Below are 13,909 nucleotides of genomic sequence, written 5' to 3'. Positions count from 1 at the left end.
GGAGAGGGATCATGTTCGAACTCGTAGACAATATTCCGCAGAGCGCGGTGATCAAGGTCATCGGTGTCGGTGGTGGCGGCGGCAACGCGGTCAATCACATGGCGGCCAGCAACATCGAGGGAGTCGAGTTCATCTGCGCCAACACCGATGCTCAGGCGCTGAAGAACATCGGTGCGCGCACCGTGCTGCAGCTCGGCCCGGGCGTGACCAAAGGACTGGGTGCCGGCGCCAATCCGGAAGTAGGCCGTCAGGCTGCCCTGGAAGATCGTGAGCGCATCGCTGAAGTGCTTGCCGGCACCGACATGGTGTTCATCACCACTGGTATGGGTGGTGGTACCGGTACCGGCGCTGCTCCGGTGATCGCCGAGGTGGCCAAGGAACTGGGCATCCTCACTGTGGCCGTGGTTACCCGGCCGTTCCCGTTCGAAGGCAGAAAGCGTATGCAGATTGCCGAAGAAGGCATTCGTGCGCTGGCCGAGAGCGTTGATTCGCTGATCACCATTCCCAACGAGAAGCTGCTGACCATCCTCGGCAAGGACGCCAGCCTGCTGTCTGCCTTTGCCAAGGCTGACGATGTGCTGGCCGGTGCCGTGCGGGGCATTTCCGACATCATCAAGCGTCCGGGCATGATCAACGTCGACTTTGCTGACGTGAAGACCGTCATGAGCGAGATGGGCATGGCGATGATGGGCACTGGCTGCGCCAGTGGTCCGAACCGTGCCCGCGAGGCCACCGAAGCGGCCATTCGCAACCCGCTGCTGGAAGACGTCAACCTGCAGGGCGCCCGCGGTATTCTGGTGAACATCACTGCTGGTCCGGATCTGTCGCTGGGTGAATACTCCGACGTAGGTAGCATCATTGAGCAGTTCGCCTCCGAGCATGCCACTGTCAAAGTCGGTACCGTGATCGACGCCGACATGCGCGATGAGCTGCACGTGACCGTGGTTGCCACTGGTCTCGGTGCGCGCATGGAGAAGCCGGTCAAGGTAGTCGACAACACGGTACAGGTCGCCGTCAGTCAGCCGGCTGCCCAGCAGACTGCCGCGCCCGTGCGCAGCGAGCAGACGGTGAACTACAAGGACTACGAGCGTCCCACCGTGCAGCGTCAGAGTCACAGCGGCGCGGCCACTGCGGCCAAGCTCAATACCCAGGAAGATCTGGATTATCTGGATATTCCGGCGTTTCTGCGTCGTCAGGCTGATTGATGGAGTGTATCAGGAGTATAGGGCTGATTGGTGTTCAGCAAAGATCGGTTCTGCTATCATCACCGACCATTGTTGAAAACAGTTCGCAACTAGCGCTATAGCGGCCAAGCCATGATCAGACAACGCACCCTGAAGAACATCATCCGTGCCACCGGCGTTGGCCTGCACTCGGGGGAGAAGGTCTACCTGACCCTGAAGCCGGCACCGGTGGATACCGGCATCGTGTTCCGTCGCACCGACCTCGACCCCGTGGTGGAAATCCGCGCGCTGGCCGGTAACGTCGGTGAAACCACCATGTCGACCACTTTGGTCAATGGTGATGTCAAGGTGGATACGGTAGAGCATTTGCTTTCGGCCATGGCAGGCCTGGGCATCGATAACGCCTACGTCGAGCTCTCCGCATCCGAAGTGCCGATCATGGATGGCAGCGCCGGTCCCTTTGTATTCCTGATTCAATCCGCCGGCCTGCAGGAGCAGGACGCGCCGAAGAAGTTCATCCGCATCCTGCGCGAAGTGACTGTGGAGGAGGGCGACAAGCGCGCCACCTTCGTGCCCTTCGACGGGTTCAAGGTGAGCTTCGAGATCGACTTCGATCATCCGGTGTTCCGCAACCGCACGCAGAGCGCCAGTGTGGACTTTTCCAGCACCTCCTTCGTCAAGGAGGTCAGCCGGGCCCGCACCTTCGGCTTTATGCGTGACATCGAGTTCCTGCGTTCGCAGAACCTGGCACTCGGCGGTAGCGTGGAAAACGCCATCGTGGTCGACGAGAACCGCGTGCTCAACGAAGACGGCCTGCGTTACGAGGACGAGTTCGTCAAACACAAGATTCTCGATGCGATCGGCGACCTGTATCTGCTGGGTTACAGCCTGATTGGCGAGTTCAAAGGCTTCAAGTCCGGTCATGCGCTGAACAATCGTTTGTTGCGCAGCCTGATCGAACAGACTGATGCCTGGGAGATGGTGACCTTCGAGGACGCCACGCTCGCGCCAATCTCCTACATGCGTCCGGTTGCGGCCGTGTAGCGAACTCTCTTTCCTGTTCCAATTGGCGGCCACCTTCGGGTGGCCGTTTTTTTGGGGCCACCGCATTTTGTTCGGATGGTTCGGTTGGGGCTTTCCGGATTATCCGACGAATGGCAAGTTTGTCTCAGGCGTCCTTTTTTCCATGACTGGCCAGTCGCTCAAGGGCAGCACGCAGGCGCGGATCACGGATGCCTTCGGCGGTGGACTGGAGGTATTCGGCTGCCAGGCTCGACAGTTGCGGAGTGCGCGCAGCTTCACGGTTATGACCTGTGCGCGGTTGCACCTTGAACAGAATTTTCGTTAAGTTCGCGAATTCTTCGAGCGTCTGCAATTGACGCAGCAGTCTTTTCTGCTGGTAGCGCAGGCGTGTTGCCCAGTGACCGTCGGTCACAATCAGGAGTAGGCAGCCATTGTTCCAGGACGCAACATGACAGTGCGCCCGGGCAGCAGGCTGCAGCTGGCTTTCGACAAGACGCTGCAGATGTGTCAGGCGCTGGGTCTGACCGAATAGCGCTTTCAGGGGCTTGGCTTCGCGTAGCAGCGTAGCAGGCGCCTGGGCCGGCAAGGGACGGAACGTCATGGCAGGAGGCCTTGAATTACAGAACCCTCATGGTAGCAGAGCCTGCTGCCGCTTCGTGCTCTGTCGGGAGGGGCATCATGCATATCATTCTTCTCAACGGTCGGAACGGCTCGGCCCGCACCATCAGCCTGAACCTGGGCTGGCTGTTGCTGGCGCTCTTCCTGCTCCTGGCTGCCAGCATGGGCGTTGGTGCCACATTGGGGGCCCGCTGGCTGATGCCCGAGGTGGCAGTCGATAACTCTCTGGCCGAGGCGCTGGATCGTCAGCGTGAGCAGGTCGGGATGCTGCGCCAGGATGCCCAGCGCCAGCTGGATGCCTTTGCCGTGCATGTGGCCGAGCTGCAGGCGCGTCTGACGCGGCTTGACGCTTTGGGGGAGCGACTGACCGAGCTGGCGGAGCTGGATGCCGGAGAGTTCGACTTTTCTCTCAGCGTCGGTCAGGGGGGGGGCGAGGAGGCGTTTGGCGCTCCGGCCTATGCAGCACCGCCGTTCATGGAGACCCTGGATGAGCTGGCACTGCAGGTCGAGAGTCGTGAGCATCAGTTGAAGGTTCTTGAGCAGGTGCTTGGCGAGCGACGCCTGAGTGAGGCCGAGACACTTTCCGGTCGGCCGGTGCTGCAGGGCTACGTGTCGTCACCGTTTGGCCGTCGCGTGCATCCCCTGACGGGGCGAGTCAGTATTCACAGAGGCATGGACTTCGCCGCCAAGCCCGGTAGCGATGTCGTTGCGGTTGCTGCCGGGGTGGTGACCTACTCCGGCAGAAAGAGTGGCTATGGCAATACCGTGGAGATCAGCCACGCCGACGGCTACGTGACGCTCTATGCGCACAACCAGAGCAATCTGGTGCAGATCGGAGATCTGGTGCGGCGCGGTCAGACCATTGCCAAGGTGGGGCGTAGCGGTCGCTCCACCGGTTATCACGTGCATTTCGAAGTCAGCAAGGATGGCCGTCAGGTCAATCCGGCCCTGTACATCGCGAGGGCGGACGACAGTGAGTGACAGGGCAGCTTGCCCCCTTGAATTGTGCGCCAGCGTCCCCATCTCGACCTTCATGCCTGGTCGCGGCGACGTTACCGTCGTGCCCGGTTCGTGTCACTTTGGGGGCACATTGGGCTGACAACGTCACTTTCCTCCCCGACTTTTCCGGGTAGAATGATCCCTTCGCCCGCAGCCATGGCCGGTTTTTCGCCGGCCTCCATCCATTCGCTGGAAGATCCTGTCGATATGTTTGCGCCTCTTTTGAAAAAACTTTTCGGAAGCAAGAATGAGCGTGATGTAAAACGCATGCTCAAGACGGTACAGGCCGTCAACGCCCTCGAAGAGCAGATGATCGCCCTCTCGGACGAGCAACTGCGCGGCAAGACCGAAGAGTTCAAGGCCCGCCTGGCCAAGGGCGAAACACTCGATCAGTTGCTTCCCGAAGCTTTTGCCGTGTGCCGTGAGGCTGGCAAGCGGGTGATGGGCATGCGCCACTTCGATGTTCAGCTGATCGGCGGTATGACTCTGCACGAGGGCAAGATCGCCGAAATGCGCACCGGTGAGGGCAAAACCTTGGTGGGCACCTTGGCTGTTTACCTCAATGCTCTGTCCGGCAAAGGAGTGCACGTGGTGACGGTGAACGAATACCTGGCCCGCCGTGATGCCAACTGGATGCGTCCGCTATACGAGTTCCTCGGCCTGTCGGTGGGCATCGTCACGCCCTTTCAGCCGCCGCAGGAAAAGCGTGCCGCCTACGCCGCCGACATCACCTATGGCACCAACAACGAATTTGGCTTCGACTACCTGCGCGACAACATGGCCTTCAGCCTGGAAGACAAGTTCCAGCGTGAGCTGAATTTCGCAGTGATCGACGAGGTGGACTCCATTCTTATCGACGAGGCCCGGACTCCGCTGATCATCTCCGGTCAGGCCGAGGACAGCTCCAAGCTGTATATCGAAATCAACAAGCTGATCCCGCGCCTCAAGCAGCATATTGAGGAAGAGGAGGGCGTGGTCACCCAGGAAGGTCACTACAAGGTCGACGAGAAGGTTCGCCAGGTCGAGCTCAATGAGGCCGGTCACCAGTATGTCGAGGAAATGCTCACCGCAGCCGGTCTGCTGACTGAAGGAGAGAGCCTGTACTCGGCGCACAATCTTGGTCTGCTGACCCATGTCTACGCTGGTCTGCGCGCGCACAAGCTGTTCCATCGCAACGTCGAGTACATCGTACAGAACGGCCAGGTAATCCTGATTGACGAGCACACCGGCCGTACCATGCCGGGCCGCCGACTGTCCGAGGGCCTGCACCAGGCCATCGAGGCCAAGGAAGGAGTGCAGATTCAGGCCGAGAGCCAGACCCTGGCCTCGACTACCTTCCAGAACTACTTCCGCCTCTACAGCAAGCTGTCCGGCATGACCGGTACTGCTGACACCGAGGCTTTCGAGTTCCGTCAGATCTATGGTCTGGATGTGGTGGTGATTCCCACCAACAAGCCGATCGCCCGTAAGGACTTCAATGACCTAGTCTATCTGACTCAGGAGGAGAAGTATCAGGCGATCATTGCCGACATCAAGGAGTGCCAGGGCCTCGGTCGCCCGGTTCTGGTCGGCACGGCCTCGATCGAGACCTCCGAGTACGTCAGTCAGCTGCTGCAGCGTGAAGGTATTGAGCACAAGGTGCTTAATGCCAAATACCATGACAAGGAGGCAGAAATCATTGCCCAGGCCGGTCGTCCTGGGGCAGTGACCATCGCCACCAACATGGCCGGTCGCGGTACCGACATCCTTCTCGGCGGAAACTGGGAGGTGGAAGTTGCCGCGCTGGAAAATCCGACCGACGAGCAGGTCGCGCAGATCAAGGCCGACTGGCAGAAGCGCCACCAGCAGGTAATCGAGGCTGGCGGTCTGCACGTGATTGCTTCCGAGCGTCACGAATCCCGCCGCATCGACAACCAGTTGCGTGGTCGTGCCGGTCGTCAGGGCGACCCGGGCTCCAGTCGCTTCTACCTGTCGCTGGAAGACAGTCTGATGCGCATCTTCGCCTCGGATCGGGTGAAGAACTTCATGAAAGCGCTCGGCATGCAGTCCGGCGAGGCCATCGAGCACCGCATGGTCACCAATGCCATCGAGAAGGCCCAGCGCAAGGTCGAAGGGCGCAACTTCGACATGCGTAAGCAGTTGCTGGAATACGACGACGTGGCCAACGAGCAGCGCAAGGTTATCTACCACATGCGCAACAGCCTGCTGGCCGCCGACGATGTTGGTGAGACCATCGCCGAATTCCGCGAGGAAGTGTTGACTGCGGCCATCAACAACCACATTCCACCGCAGTCTATGGCCGAACAGTGGGACATTCCGGGGCTGGAAGCCACGCTGTACAGCGATTTTGGCCTGCAGTTGCCGCTGCAGCAGTGGCTTGACGAGGACGACAAGCTCTACGAGGAGACCCTGCGTGAGCGCATCCTCGCCGAGCTGTTGGCTGCCTATCAGGAGAAAGAAGCCCTGGCCGGCGCCGAGACCCTGCGTGCTTTCGAGAAGCAGATGCTGCTGCGGGTGCTGGACGACCTGTGGAAGGATCACCTGTCCACCATGGATCACCTGCGTCATGGCATTCATCTGCGCGGTTATGCGCAGAAGAACCCGAAGCAGGAGTACAAGCGCGAATCCTTCAGCCTGTTCCAGGAGTTGCTCGAGTCCATCAAGCGCGACACTATCCGCGTGCTGTCCCATGTGCAGGTTCGTCGTGAGGATCCGGCCGAGGAGGAGGCGCGTCTGCGCCGCGAGGCCGAGGCGCTGGCCGAGCGTATGCAGTTCCAGCATGCCGAGGCATCGGCTCTGGCGACCGAGCAGGACGGTGGCGAGGAGTCCGAGGTAGCGGTGGCCAATGCTCCGCTGCGAGTCGAGAAGCGGGTCGGCCGCAATGAGCCGTGCCCCTGCGGTTCCGGCAAAAAATACAAGCACTGCCACGGCCAGATCAGCTGATCCGACGGCCTGACAGCTTGCAGTAGAAGGCGCTTCGGCTATGCTGTTGGCGCCTTAATGGACGCCGCGACCGGTTTTTCCGCTCGCGGCGTTTTGTCTTTCCCGTCAGGCCGCTACGGCGGCCGCCCCCGTACTGAAGGAGCGTTCCTCATGGCTGTTGGTCTTGGCCCGCTGTCTACCCTGCATCCGGTTCCAGGTTTTGAACTGGGCGTCGCTTCAGCCGGTATCAAGCGACCCGGACGCAAGGATGTGGTGGTGATGCGATGTGCCGAAGGCTCGCGGATTGCCGGGGTGACCACCACCAATGCCTTCTGTGCCGCGCCGGTACTGATTACCCGCGAGCGCTTGGGGGGTGAGGTGCGCTATCTGCTGACCAACACCGGTAACGCCAACGCCGGTACAGGTGCCGACGGCCTGGCCCGTGCCCGCCGTGCCTGCGCCCGCCTGGCCGAGCTGGCCGGAGTGGCGGAAAGTGCCGTACTGCCGTTCTCCACTGGGGTGATCGGCGAGCCGCTGCCGGTGGAGAAAATCGAGGCCGTACTTCAGGCTGCTCTGGACGATCTGCGCGAGGATAACTGGGAAGCTGCTGCCACCGGCATCATGACCACCGACACCCAACCCAAGGGGGCCAGTCGCCAGTTCGTTCATGACGGTGTGACCATCACCGTTACCGGTATCTCCAAGGGTGCCGGGATGATCCGGCCGAACATGGCCACCATGCTCGGTTACATTGCCACCGACGCGAAGGTGGCCAAAGGCGTGCTGCAGGATCTGGTGCGCGATGCGGCGAACAAGTCGTTCAACCGCATCACCATTGATGGAGATACCTCCACCAACGACTGCTGCATGCTGATCGCCACCGGCCAGGCGGCGCTGCCGGAAATCACCGAGGCCAGCGGCGAACTGTTCGCCAAGCTCAGGCAGGCAGTGTTCGAGGTGTCCATGGAGGTGGCGCAGGCCATCGTCCGTGACGGTGAGGGGGCTACCAAGTTCGTCACCGTACAGGTCAACGGTGGAGGCACCCATCAGGAGTGCCTGGATGTCGCCTACGCCGTGGCTCACTCGCCGCTGATCAAGACCGCGCTGTTTGCTTCTGACCCCAACTGGGGGCGTATCCTCGCGGCTGTCGGCTATGCCGGTGTTCCGCAGCTGGACGTGGGCAAGATCGATGTGTTCCTCGGTGAGGTCTGCATTGCCAGCAAGGGTTGTCGTGCCGCCAGCTACACCGAGGAGCAGGGCGCTGCGGTGATGGCTCGCGAGGAAATCACCATTCGCATCGAGCTGGGGCGTGGTAGCTGCAGTGAGACTATCTGGACCACAGATCTGTCCCACGAGTATGTGAAAATCAACGCCGAATACCGCACCTGAGCGCTTTTCGGCTCCGCTATTCCCGCCGCCCATGCCCGAGGAGCAGCGGGAATTTGTGTTTTGCGGCAGGGGCTTTCAACGTCCGCAAGCTCGGCTATTTGCCGAGAAGAGCCGCTGCCGCAGCTACCGCCTGGCGGAATGGCGGCGATTATGTCGAGACCTTCTATCGGTGGCCGGCTTTTAAGAGCTGGCAGGCCGACCTTAAGGAGATTCGTGGATGAAGCGCATTCATGTGGCCGTAGCGGTCATTCAGGCCGAAGATGGTCGCATCCTTATTGCCCGCCGTCCGCAGGACAAGCATCAGGGCGGGCTTTGGGAGTTCCCGGGGGGCAAGGTGGAAGACGGCGAAGATGTGCGCCTCGCCCTGGCCCGTGAGCTGGAAGAGGAGCTGGGAATCCGTCCGACTGAAGCGCGTCCGCTGATTCAGGTTCGTCACGATTACCCGGATAAGCGGGTACTGCTGGACGTGTGGAAGGTCACAGCCTTTAACGGTGAGCCGCATGGCGTCGAAGGGCAGCCACTGGTCTGGGTGCGCCCGCGGGAGCTGGGTAGCTACGAGTTCCCTGCGGCCAACCAGCCGATCGTGGCCGCTGCCAGCCTGCCATCGCGCTATCTGATCACTCCGGACGGGCTTGAGCCTGCCGAGCTGATCGCGGGGGTGCGCGCGGCACTGGAGCAGGGGGCGCGGATGATACAGCTGCGTGCGCCCGGAATGTTCGATCCGCAGTACCGTGATCTTGCCGTGGATATCCAGGGCCTGTGCGCCGGCAAGGCGCAACTGATGCTCAAGGGACCGTTGGAGTGGCTTGGCGACTTTCCTGCGGCCGGCTGGCATCTGACGGCCGAACAGCTGCGCCGCTATGCTGCCAATGGACGTCCCTTCCCGTCTGAGCGCTGGCTGGCTGCTTCCTGCCATGGAGCCGAAGAGTTGGCGCTGGCGGCGCAGATGGGGGTGGATTTCGTCACCCTGTCGCCGGTACAAGCCACGGCCAGTCACCCCGAGGCCGCCCCGCTGGGCTGGGAGGCCGTCACCGAGTTGCTGCAGCAGAGCAATATTCCCGCCTATCTGCTCGGTGGTATCGGCCCGCAGGACGAGGCAAGGGCCTGGCAGACCGGTGCGCAGGGGGTAGCCGGCATCCGGGCCTTCTGGCCGCGGCAGGGCTGAGAAGCGGAACTCTCGCGTTCCTGCTGTGATCTAGGGCTTGGTGGCAGCCCGCCAGAGGATTTCGGCTACGCCGGTGCGCCGTGCAATCAGGCGGGCGGCGACGAACAGCAGGTCGGAGAGCCGGTTGAGGTAGGCCAGCCCCTCAGCGCGCAGCGGCTCCTCGGCGTTGAGGTGCTGGCAGTGGCGTTCGGCGCTGCGTGCCTGGCTGCGGCAGACATGGGCCATGGCCACCAGCCGTGAGCCGCCGGGAAGAATGAAGTTTTCCAGTGGGCCGACTTCTTCGTTCCAGCGGTCTATGGCTGTTTCCAGACGCTCCACCTCGTCCATCTGCAGGGCCTGGTAGTCAGGCATTGCCAACTCGCCACCGAGGTCGAACAGGCGATGCTGGCAGGGTGCAAGTACTTCGTGTAGTTCACCCAGCGAAGGGTGCCCGGAACCGGCCAGTTGTAGCTCTGCCAGCAGTAGGCCGAGCTGGCTGTTGAGCATGTCGAGCTCGCCGATGGCGGTGATTCGCGGGTGATCCTTGCTGACGCGGCGGCCGTCGGCCAGGCCGGTTTCACCGCGGTCGCCGGTGCGGGTGTAGATGCGGGACAGGCGGTAGCCCATGAGTCATTGTCCTGTGCTGGAAGGAGAATTGAGAGGCAGGCGCAGAGTGAAGCAGGTGCCTTGTCCGGCAACCGATTGCACTTCCATCTGGCCTTTGTGGTTGTTGGTGATGATGAAGTAGGAAACGGCCAGGCCAAGCCCGGTACCCTGACCCACCTCCTTGGTGGTGAAGAAGGGCTCGAAAATACGCTTGCGCACGGCTTCGCTCATGCCGGTGCCGTTGTCCTCCACCTGGATCTCTGCCCAGTTGCCGACCTGGCGTGTGCGCAGAGTGATGCGCCCGGCTTCACTGGCATCGTCGCGCTGGTGAATGGCCTGGGCGGCGTTCTTCAGCAGATTGAGCAGCACTTGTTCCAGTTCGTTGGCGGTAGCCGGCACGCTGCCTAAACCTGGGTCGAATTCACGGTTGATCTGCAGCGTCTTGAAGTCGAAGCTGTCGGCCAGATCGAAGTCGTTGCTGGCGATCTCCAGTGCCTGATCGATCAGCGCGGGGAGTTCGCAGGGGGCCAGTTGGCGGTCGCTGCGGCGGCTGAAACTGAGCATGTGGGTGACTATTTTGGCGGCGCGTTGACCGGCGTGCTGGATACCGTCGAGCAAGCGTGGGATCTCGCGAGCCTGCAGGTAGTGTTCGATTGCCTGCAGACTGATACCGGAGTGTTCCGCCTGCTCGCGGTTTTTCTCCAGTTCGGGCGACAGGCGCCGGCGAATGTTCTGCACGTTGTGCAGGATGGCACCCAGCGGATTGTTGATTTCGTGGGCCATGCCGGCCGCCAGACCGCCGACCGAGAGCATCTTCTCCGACTGCACCATCATTTCCTCAAGCGACAGGCGCTGGGTGATGTCATCAATGCGGATCACCACGCCGCGACCGTTGCCTCCCATCAGCGGATAGAAGGTCAGGGCGTAGTGGCGGGGTTCGTCGTCCTTGGGCCAGGTCACTCGTTCGATCTTCTCTACCCGGTGCTGTTCTGCGGTGTTGCGCAGCTTGTCGAGATAGGGCTTGAGTGGTGGAAAGGCAAGAAACACCGGCTGGTTCATTGCCTCGTTCAGGCTGGTACCGGACAGGGTGCTGGCCTCCTGATTCCACTGGGTGACGTAGAGCTGTTCGTCGAGCGCGATCAGTGCCGAAGGCATGGAGTCGATGATACTGTTGAGGTAGTTCTGGAAACCGGTGAGCTTTTGCTCGATCTTGCTGCGCACCTGTACTTCCCGTTCCAGCTTGCGGTTGGAGTGGCGGGTTTCCTCGGCCAGGCTCTGGGCCTGATCAAAGGCCCGCTGGGCATCGTCGCGGGCGCGGCGGAGCTGCTGCTCGCGAGCCTCCATGCGCATCAGCATGGTGTTGAAGGCGTCGGCCAGGCGGCCGATTTCGTCAGCGTTGCCACGCTCGGCGCGCAGGGCGTAGTTTTCCTCGCGGGTGACCTGGCGGGACAGTTCCTCAAGGTTGCGGATCGGCCGGGTGACCAGGCGCTTGATCTGCCGCGCCACCAGCAACCAGAGCAGCATGCTTAGTGCCAGGATCCCCAGGCTGGCGGTCAGGGTGCCGGTATAGAAAGCCCCCGGCAGTTCACTGGAGGCCACCAGCAGCAGAGCCCCGGGTCTGCCGCTCGGATGTGGCAGCTCCACCAGCAGGTTGGTGCGAAAGGCTGTTTCACGCCAGCTTTCCAACTCATCAAGCTGCTGCGGTACGCCCAGTTTCTCGCCGCGATGCAGTTGCGCCAGGCTGTGACCGTTGCTGTCGTAAATCACTGCGGCGCGCAGTGGTGTGTAATCATCCAGCCGCTTGAGCAGCGCTTCGGCCGAGGCAGAAGAGTGCAGGGCTTCCTGGCTCAGCGCCGGGCTGGCAATCAGTCTGCCCAGGGTATGCAGGGCCTGGGGCGCCATGCTCTGTTGGGTGATCCAATAGGCAGCACTGATAAAGGCCAGGTTGGCGATCAGCAGCACGGCGGCTACCAGTACCAGCAGGGCGGCGAGCAGCTTGTGGCCAACCGGAAGATTCTCAAGGTGCTTGCGCAGGCGCATGGTGCAGTCGCAGGTTCAGGATCTGCAGGCAGGGTAACGCGCCAGGGCTGCCTTTTCCATGTCTGTGGTGGCTCAGTCCAGAGGCAGACCACGTGCCTGTAATGCGGATTGCAGACGTTGCTGCAGCTCTTGCAGGTGTGGCAGTTGCAGCTCCTGCCGCCGGGCAGCGCTGCAGGCGTAGCCGAGCAGGTAGCGAATTTCTGTGCGTCGGCCACGGGCTACATCCTGGTGCATGGAGGAATAGTTGGCAGCCGTAGCGGTAATCACCCGCTGCACCTCCTCGTGCAGACCTTCCGCTGCAGCATTCTGGCCACAGGCACGCAGCAACAGTTGCAGTTCGTCGCATAAGGTTGCCACCTCGCTGGCCAGATTGCGCAAGTCGCCGTTGCGGCAGTCGTGCAGCACTGTCAGCGGGTTTATCGCGCAGTTCAGCGCCAGCTTGCGCCATAAGCGCATGAGGATGTCCGGACTCCATTGGTGGGGGATGCCCGCCAGTTGCAGATCCGCTAGCCAGGCTGGTGGCTGGGGATCTTTTGGGTCGCCAAGCCAGGTCATACCCTGGCCGGCAAATACTACGTCGAAGTCGCCCTGGCGGAATGCGCCTTCCGTGCTGGAGGCAAACAGGCAGCGGCGTCCCGGCAGCAGATCCGCCACGGCCTGTTGGCTTCCCAGGCCGTTCTGCAGCAGGATCAGTTCGGCATCTGCTGCCAGTCGCGGAGCCAGTTCGGTGATGGCAGGCTCTGCATCATAGGCCTTGCAGGCCAGCAGCAGTCGATGGATGGGCATTTCTCCGGCCGGTAGCTCGGCTTCCAGGGCATGACACTGCGTGTTTCCTGCCTCGCTCAGGCGCAGGCCACCTGCCGTTCGGTAGGCAGCCAGACGAGCGGGATCACGTAGTATCAGACGCACTGGCAGGCCGGCTCTGGCCAGGCGAGTCGCCCAGAGTGTACCCAGACTGCCGGCGCCGAGTATGTGCCAGATCATGAGCGGTGCAGGCGCGTGGTGGTTACCCGGCCACTGGCATAGGATTCGCTGAGCAGGGCTTCGGCTTGCTGCATCAGCTGTTCGGGAGTGGTGGGCAAGGCCTTGGCATCGAGACCGATCAGGCCGATGCCGGCCTTGAGCGAGATAAAGCCTTCACTGGTCTTGAACGCCTTCAGATTGAGCCCTTCATGCAGGCGTTTGAAACTGCCTGGCGAGCATTCCTGAAGCTCGTCGATGAGGGTGAGCACGGCAAAGTGCTCGTCGTCCAGTCGGGCCAGCACGTCCAGCGGGCGTACCAGTTGCTGCAGGCGCCGTGCCGTGTTCTGTAGCAGCTCGTTGTAGAACTGGTCGCCATACTGGTGGCGTAGACGGCTGATTTCCGGCAGGCCGATCAGCAGGTAGCAAAGTGCGCCGCCACGTGACTCGATCTGGCGCAGGGTGTCACTCATTTTTTGCCGTAGATAGCGTGGGTTGCCCAGGCCAGAGAGCGGGTCGATCAGGTTGCGTTGCTCCAGGCTGGCGATGTTCTGCGCCAGCATGCGGTTTTCATTGAGCAGGCGCTGCAGCGTATTGCACAGCCGGTCGGCAGCGTAGACGCGCGGCACCAGTTGCTCGTTCATCGCCGCCTTGCTGATGAAGTCGTCGACACCGCGGTCGAAGGCCTCGCTCTGGACGTTTTCGCCCTCCTTGCCGGTCAGCAGCACGACGTAGGTGTAGTGGTTGGCCTGTTCGTCCAGCTGGCGTACCCGTGAGGTCAGTTCCAGGCCATCCATTTCCGGCATCAGCCAGTCGGCCAGCAACACGCTGGCGGGACGCTGTTCCAGTTGCCGCAGCGCTTCGGCGGCACTGCTGGCAAAGCGCAGATCCTGATAGCCGGCCTGGGTCAGGGTGCGGCCGATCATGGCACTGGAAAACTTGGCATCGTCCACCACCAGAATGCTGAGATGGGGATTGGGCATGGGCAGGCTCGCGATGTGGAAAGGAAGGCCGCCAAACGGCG

General features: G+C 61.8%; 10 protein-coding genes and 1 pseudogene. 6 read left to right on the top strand and 5 right to left on the bottom strand.

The features are described 5' to 3' along the window. Positions 1–11: 11 nt before the first annotated feature. Positions 12–1,205 (top strand): cell division protein FtsZ, encoded by a 1,194-nt coding sequence (ftsZ, locus tag NCCP436_RS08910; protein WP_220803637.1) that lies wholly within the window; start codon positions 12–14, stop codon positions 1,203–1,205. Positions 1,206–1,316: 111 nt separating this feature from the next. Next, positions 1,317–2,228 carry a UDP-3-O-acyl-N-acetylglucosamine deacetylase gene (gene lpxC, locus NCCP436_RS08905; RefSeq protein WP_220803636.1) on the top strand — a complete coding sequence of 304 codons (912 nt, stop codon included), beginning with the start codon at positions 1,317–1,319 and terminating at the stop codon, positions 2,226–2,228. Between the two features lie 124 nt (positions 2,229–2,352). Here the strand turns inward: lpxC and NCCP436_RS08900 are convergent, their stop codons facing one another. Further along, on the bottom strand, positions 2,353–2,808 hold the full coding sequence (locus tag NCCP436_RS08900; protein ID WP_220803635.1) for a DUF721 domain-containing protein: 456 nt from the start codon (positions 2,806–2,808) through the stop codon (positions 2,353–2,355). Positions 2,809–2,885: 77 nt separating this feature from the next. Between NCCP436_RS08900 and NCCP436_RS08895 the strand changes: the two genes are divergently transcribed. From NCCP436_RS08895 to NCCP436_RS08880, 4 genes are all read left to right on the top strand, one after another. Continuing rightward, the gene (locus tag NCCP436_RS08895; protein ID WP_220803634.1) at positions 2,886–3,806 is read left to right on the top strand and encodes a M23 family metallopeptidase; all 921 of its coding nucleotides are present in this window, start codon (positions 2,886–2,888) and stop codon (positions 3,804–3,806) included. A gap of 225 nt (positions 3,807–4,031) precedes the next feature. Further along, the gene (secA, locus tag NCCP436_RS08890) at positions 4,032–6,767 is read left to right on the top strand and encodes a preprotein translocase subunit SecA (RefSeq protein WP_220803633.1); all 2,736 of its coding nucleotides are present in this window, start codon (positions 4,032–4,034) and stop codon (positions 6,765–6,767) included. Positions 6,768–6,917: 150 nt separating this feature from the next. After that, entirely contained in the window at positions 6,918–8,135 is a 1,218-nt protein-coding gene (gene argJ / locus NCCP436_RS08885; RefSeq protein ID WP_220803632.1) for a bifunctional glutamate N-acetyltransferase/amino-acid acetyltransferase ArgJ, read from the top strand. Positions 8,136–8,352: 217 nt separating this feature from the next. Then, positions 8,353–9,300, top strand: a complete 948-nt coding sequence (locus tag NCCP436_RS08880; RefSeq protein WP_220803631.1) for a Nudix family hydrolase — start codon at positions 8,353–8,355, stop codon at positions 9,298–9,300. A 30-nt stretch (positions 9,301–9,330) separates the two neighbouring features. On the opposite strand, the gene NCCP436_RS08875 is transcribed toward NCCP436_RS08880, so the two are convergent. From NCCP436_RS08875 to NCCP436_RS08860, 4 genes and pseudogenes are all read right to left on the bottom strand, one after another. Next, complete coding sequence (locus NCCP436_RS08875) at positions 9,331–9,906, bottom strand: cob(I)yrinic acid a,c-diamide adenosyltransferase (RefSeq protein WP_220803630.1); 576 nt, start codon at positions 9,904–9,906, stop codon at positions 9,331–9,333. A 3-nt stretch (positions 9,907–9,909) separates the two neighbouring features. Continuing rightward, on the bottom strand, positions 9,910–11,925 hold the full coding sequence (locus tag NCCP436_RS08870; protein WP_220803629.1) for an ATP-binding protein: 2,016 nt from the start codon (positions 11,923–11,925) through the stop codon (positions 9,910–9,912). Positions 11,926–11,997: 72 nt separating this feature from the next. Continuing rightward, complete coding sequence (locus NCCP436_RS08865) at positions 11,998–12,909, bottom strand: putative 2-dehydropantoate 2-reductase (RefSeq protein WP_220803628.1); 912 nt, start codon at positions 12,907–12,909, stop codon at positions 11,998–12,000. Next, positions 12,906–13,877: pseudogene (locus NCCP436_RS08860) on the bottom strand (response regulator); the annotation flags it as partial. The gene NCCP436_RS08865 and the pseudogene NCCP436_RS08860, both read right to left, overlap by 4 nt. Positions 13,878–13,909 lie beyond the last annotated feature (32 nt).

Source organism: Pseudomonas sp. NCCP-436 (assembly GCF_019656335.1).
Lineage (GTDB): Bacteria > Pseudomonadota > Gammaproteobacteria > Pseudomonadales > Pseudomonadaceae > Aquipseudomonas.
This window is presented reverse-complemented; position numbering and strand designations above follow the sequence as displayed.

Coding starts and splice junctions, on each gene's coding strand:
- ftsZ (WP_220803637.1), top strand. CDS start 12: ATGTTCGAACTCGTAGACAATATTCCGCAGAGCGCGGTGATCAAGGTC.
- lpxC (WP_220803636.1), top strand. CDS start 1,317: ATGATCAGACAACGCACCCTGAAGAACATCATCCGTGCCACCGGCGTT.
- NCCP436_RS08900 (WP_220803635.1), bottom strand. CDS start 2,808: ATGACGTTCCGTCCCTTGCCGGCCCAGGCGCCTGCTACGCTGCTACGC.
- NCCP436_RS08895 (WP_220803634.1), top strand. CDS start 2,886: ATGCATATCATTCTTCTCAACGGTCGGAACGGCTCGGCCCGCACCATC.
- secA (WP_220803633.1), top strand. CDS start 4,032: ATGTTTGCGCCTCTTTTGAAAAAACTTTTCGGAAGCAAGAATGAGCGT.
- argJ (WP_220803632.1), top strand. CDS start 6,918: ATGGCTGTTGGTCTTGGCCCGCTGTCTACCCTGCATCCGGTTCCAGGT.
- NCCP436_RS08880 (WP_220803631.1), top strand. CDS start 8,353: ATGAAGCGCATTCATGTGGCCGTAGCGGTCATTCAGGCCGAAGATGGT.
- NCCP436_RS08875 (WP_220803630.1), bottom strand. CDS start 9,906: ATGGGCTACCGCCTGTCCCGCATCTACACCCGCACCGGCGACCGCGGT.
- NCCP436_RS08870 (WP_220803629.1), bottom strand. CDS start 11,925: ATGCGCCTGCGCAAGCACCTTGAGAATCTTCCGGTTGGCCACAAGCTG.
- NCCP436_RS08865 (WP_220803628.1), bottom strand. CDS start 12,909: ATGATCTGGCACATACTCGGCGCCGGCAGTCTGGGTACACTCTGGGCG.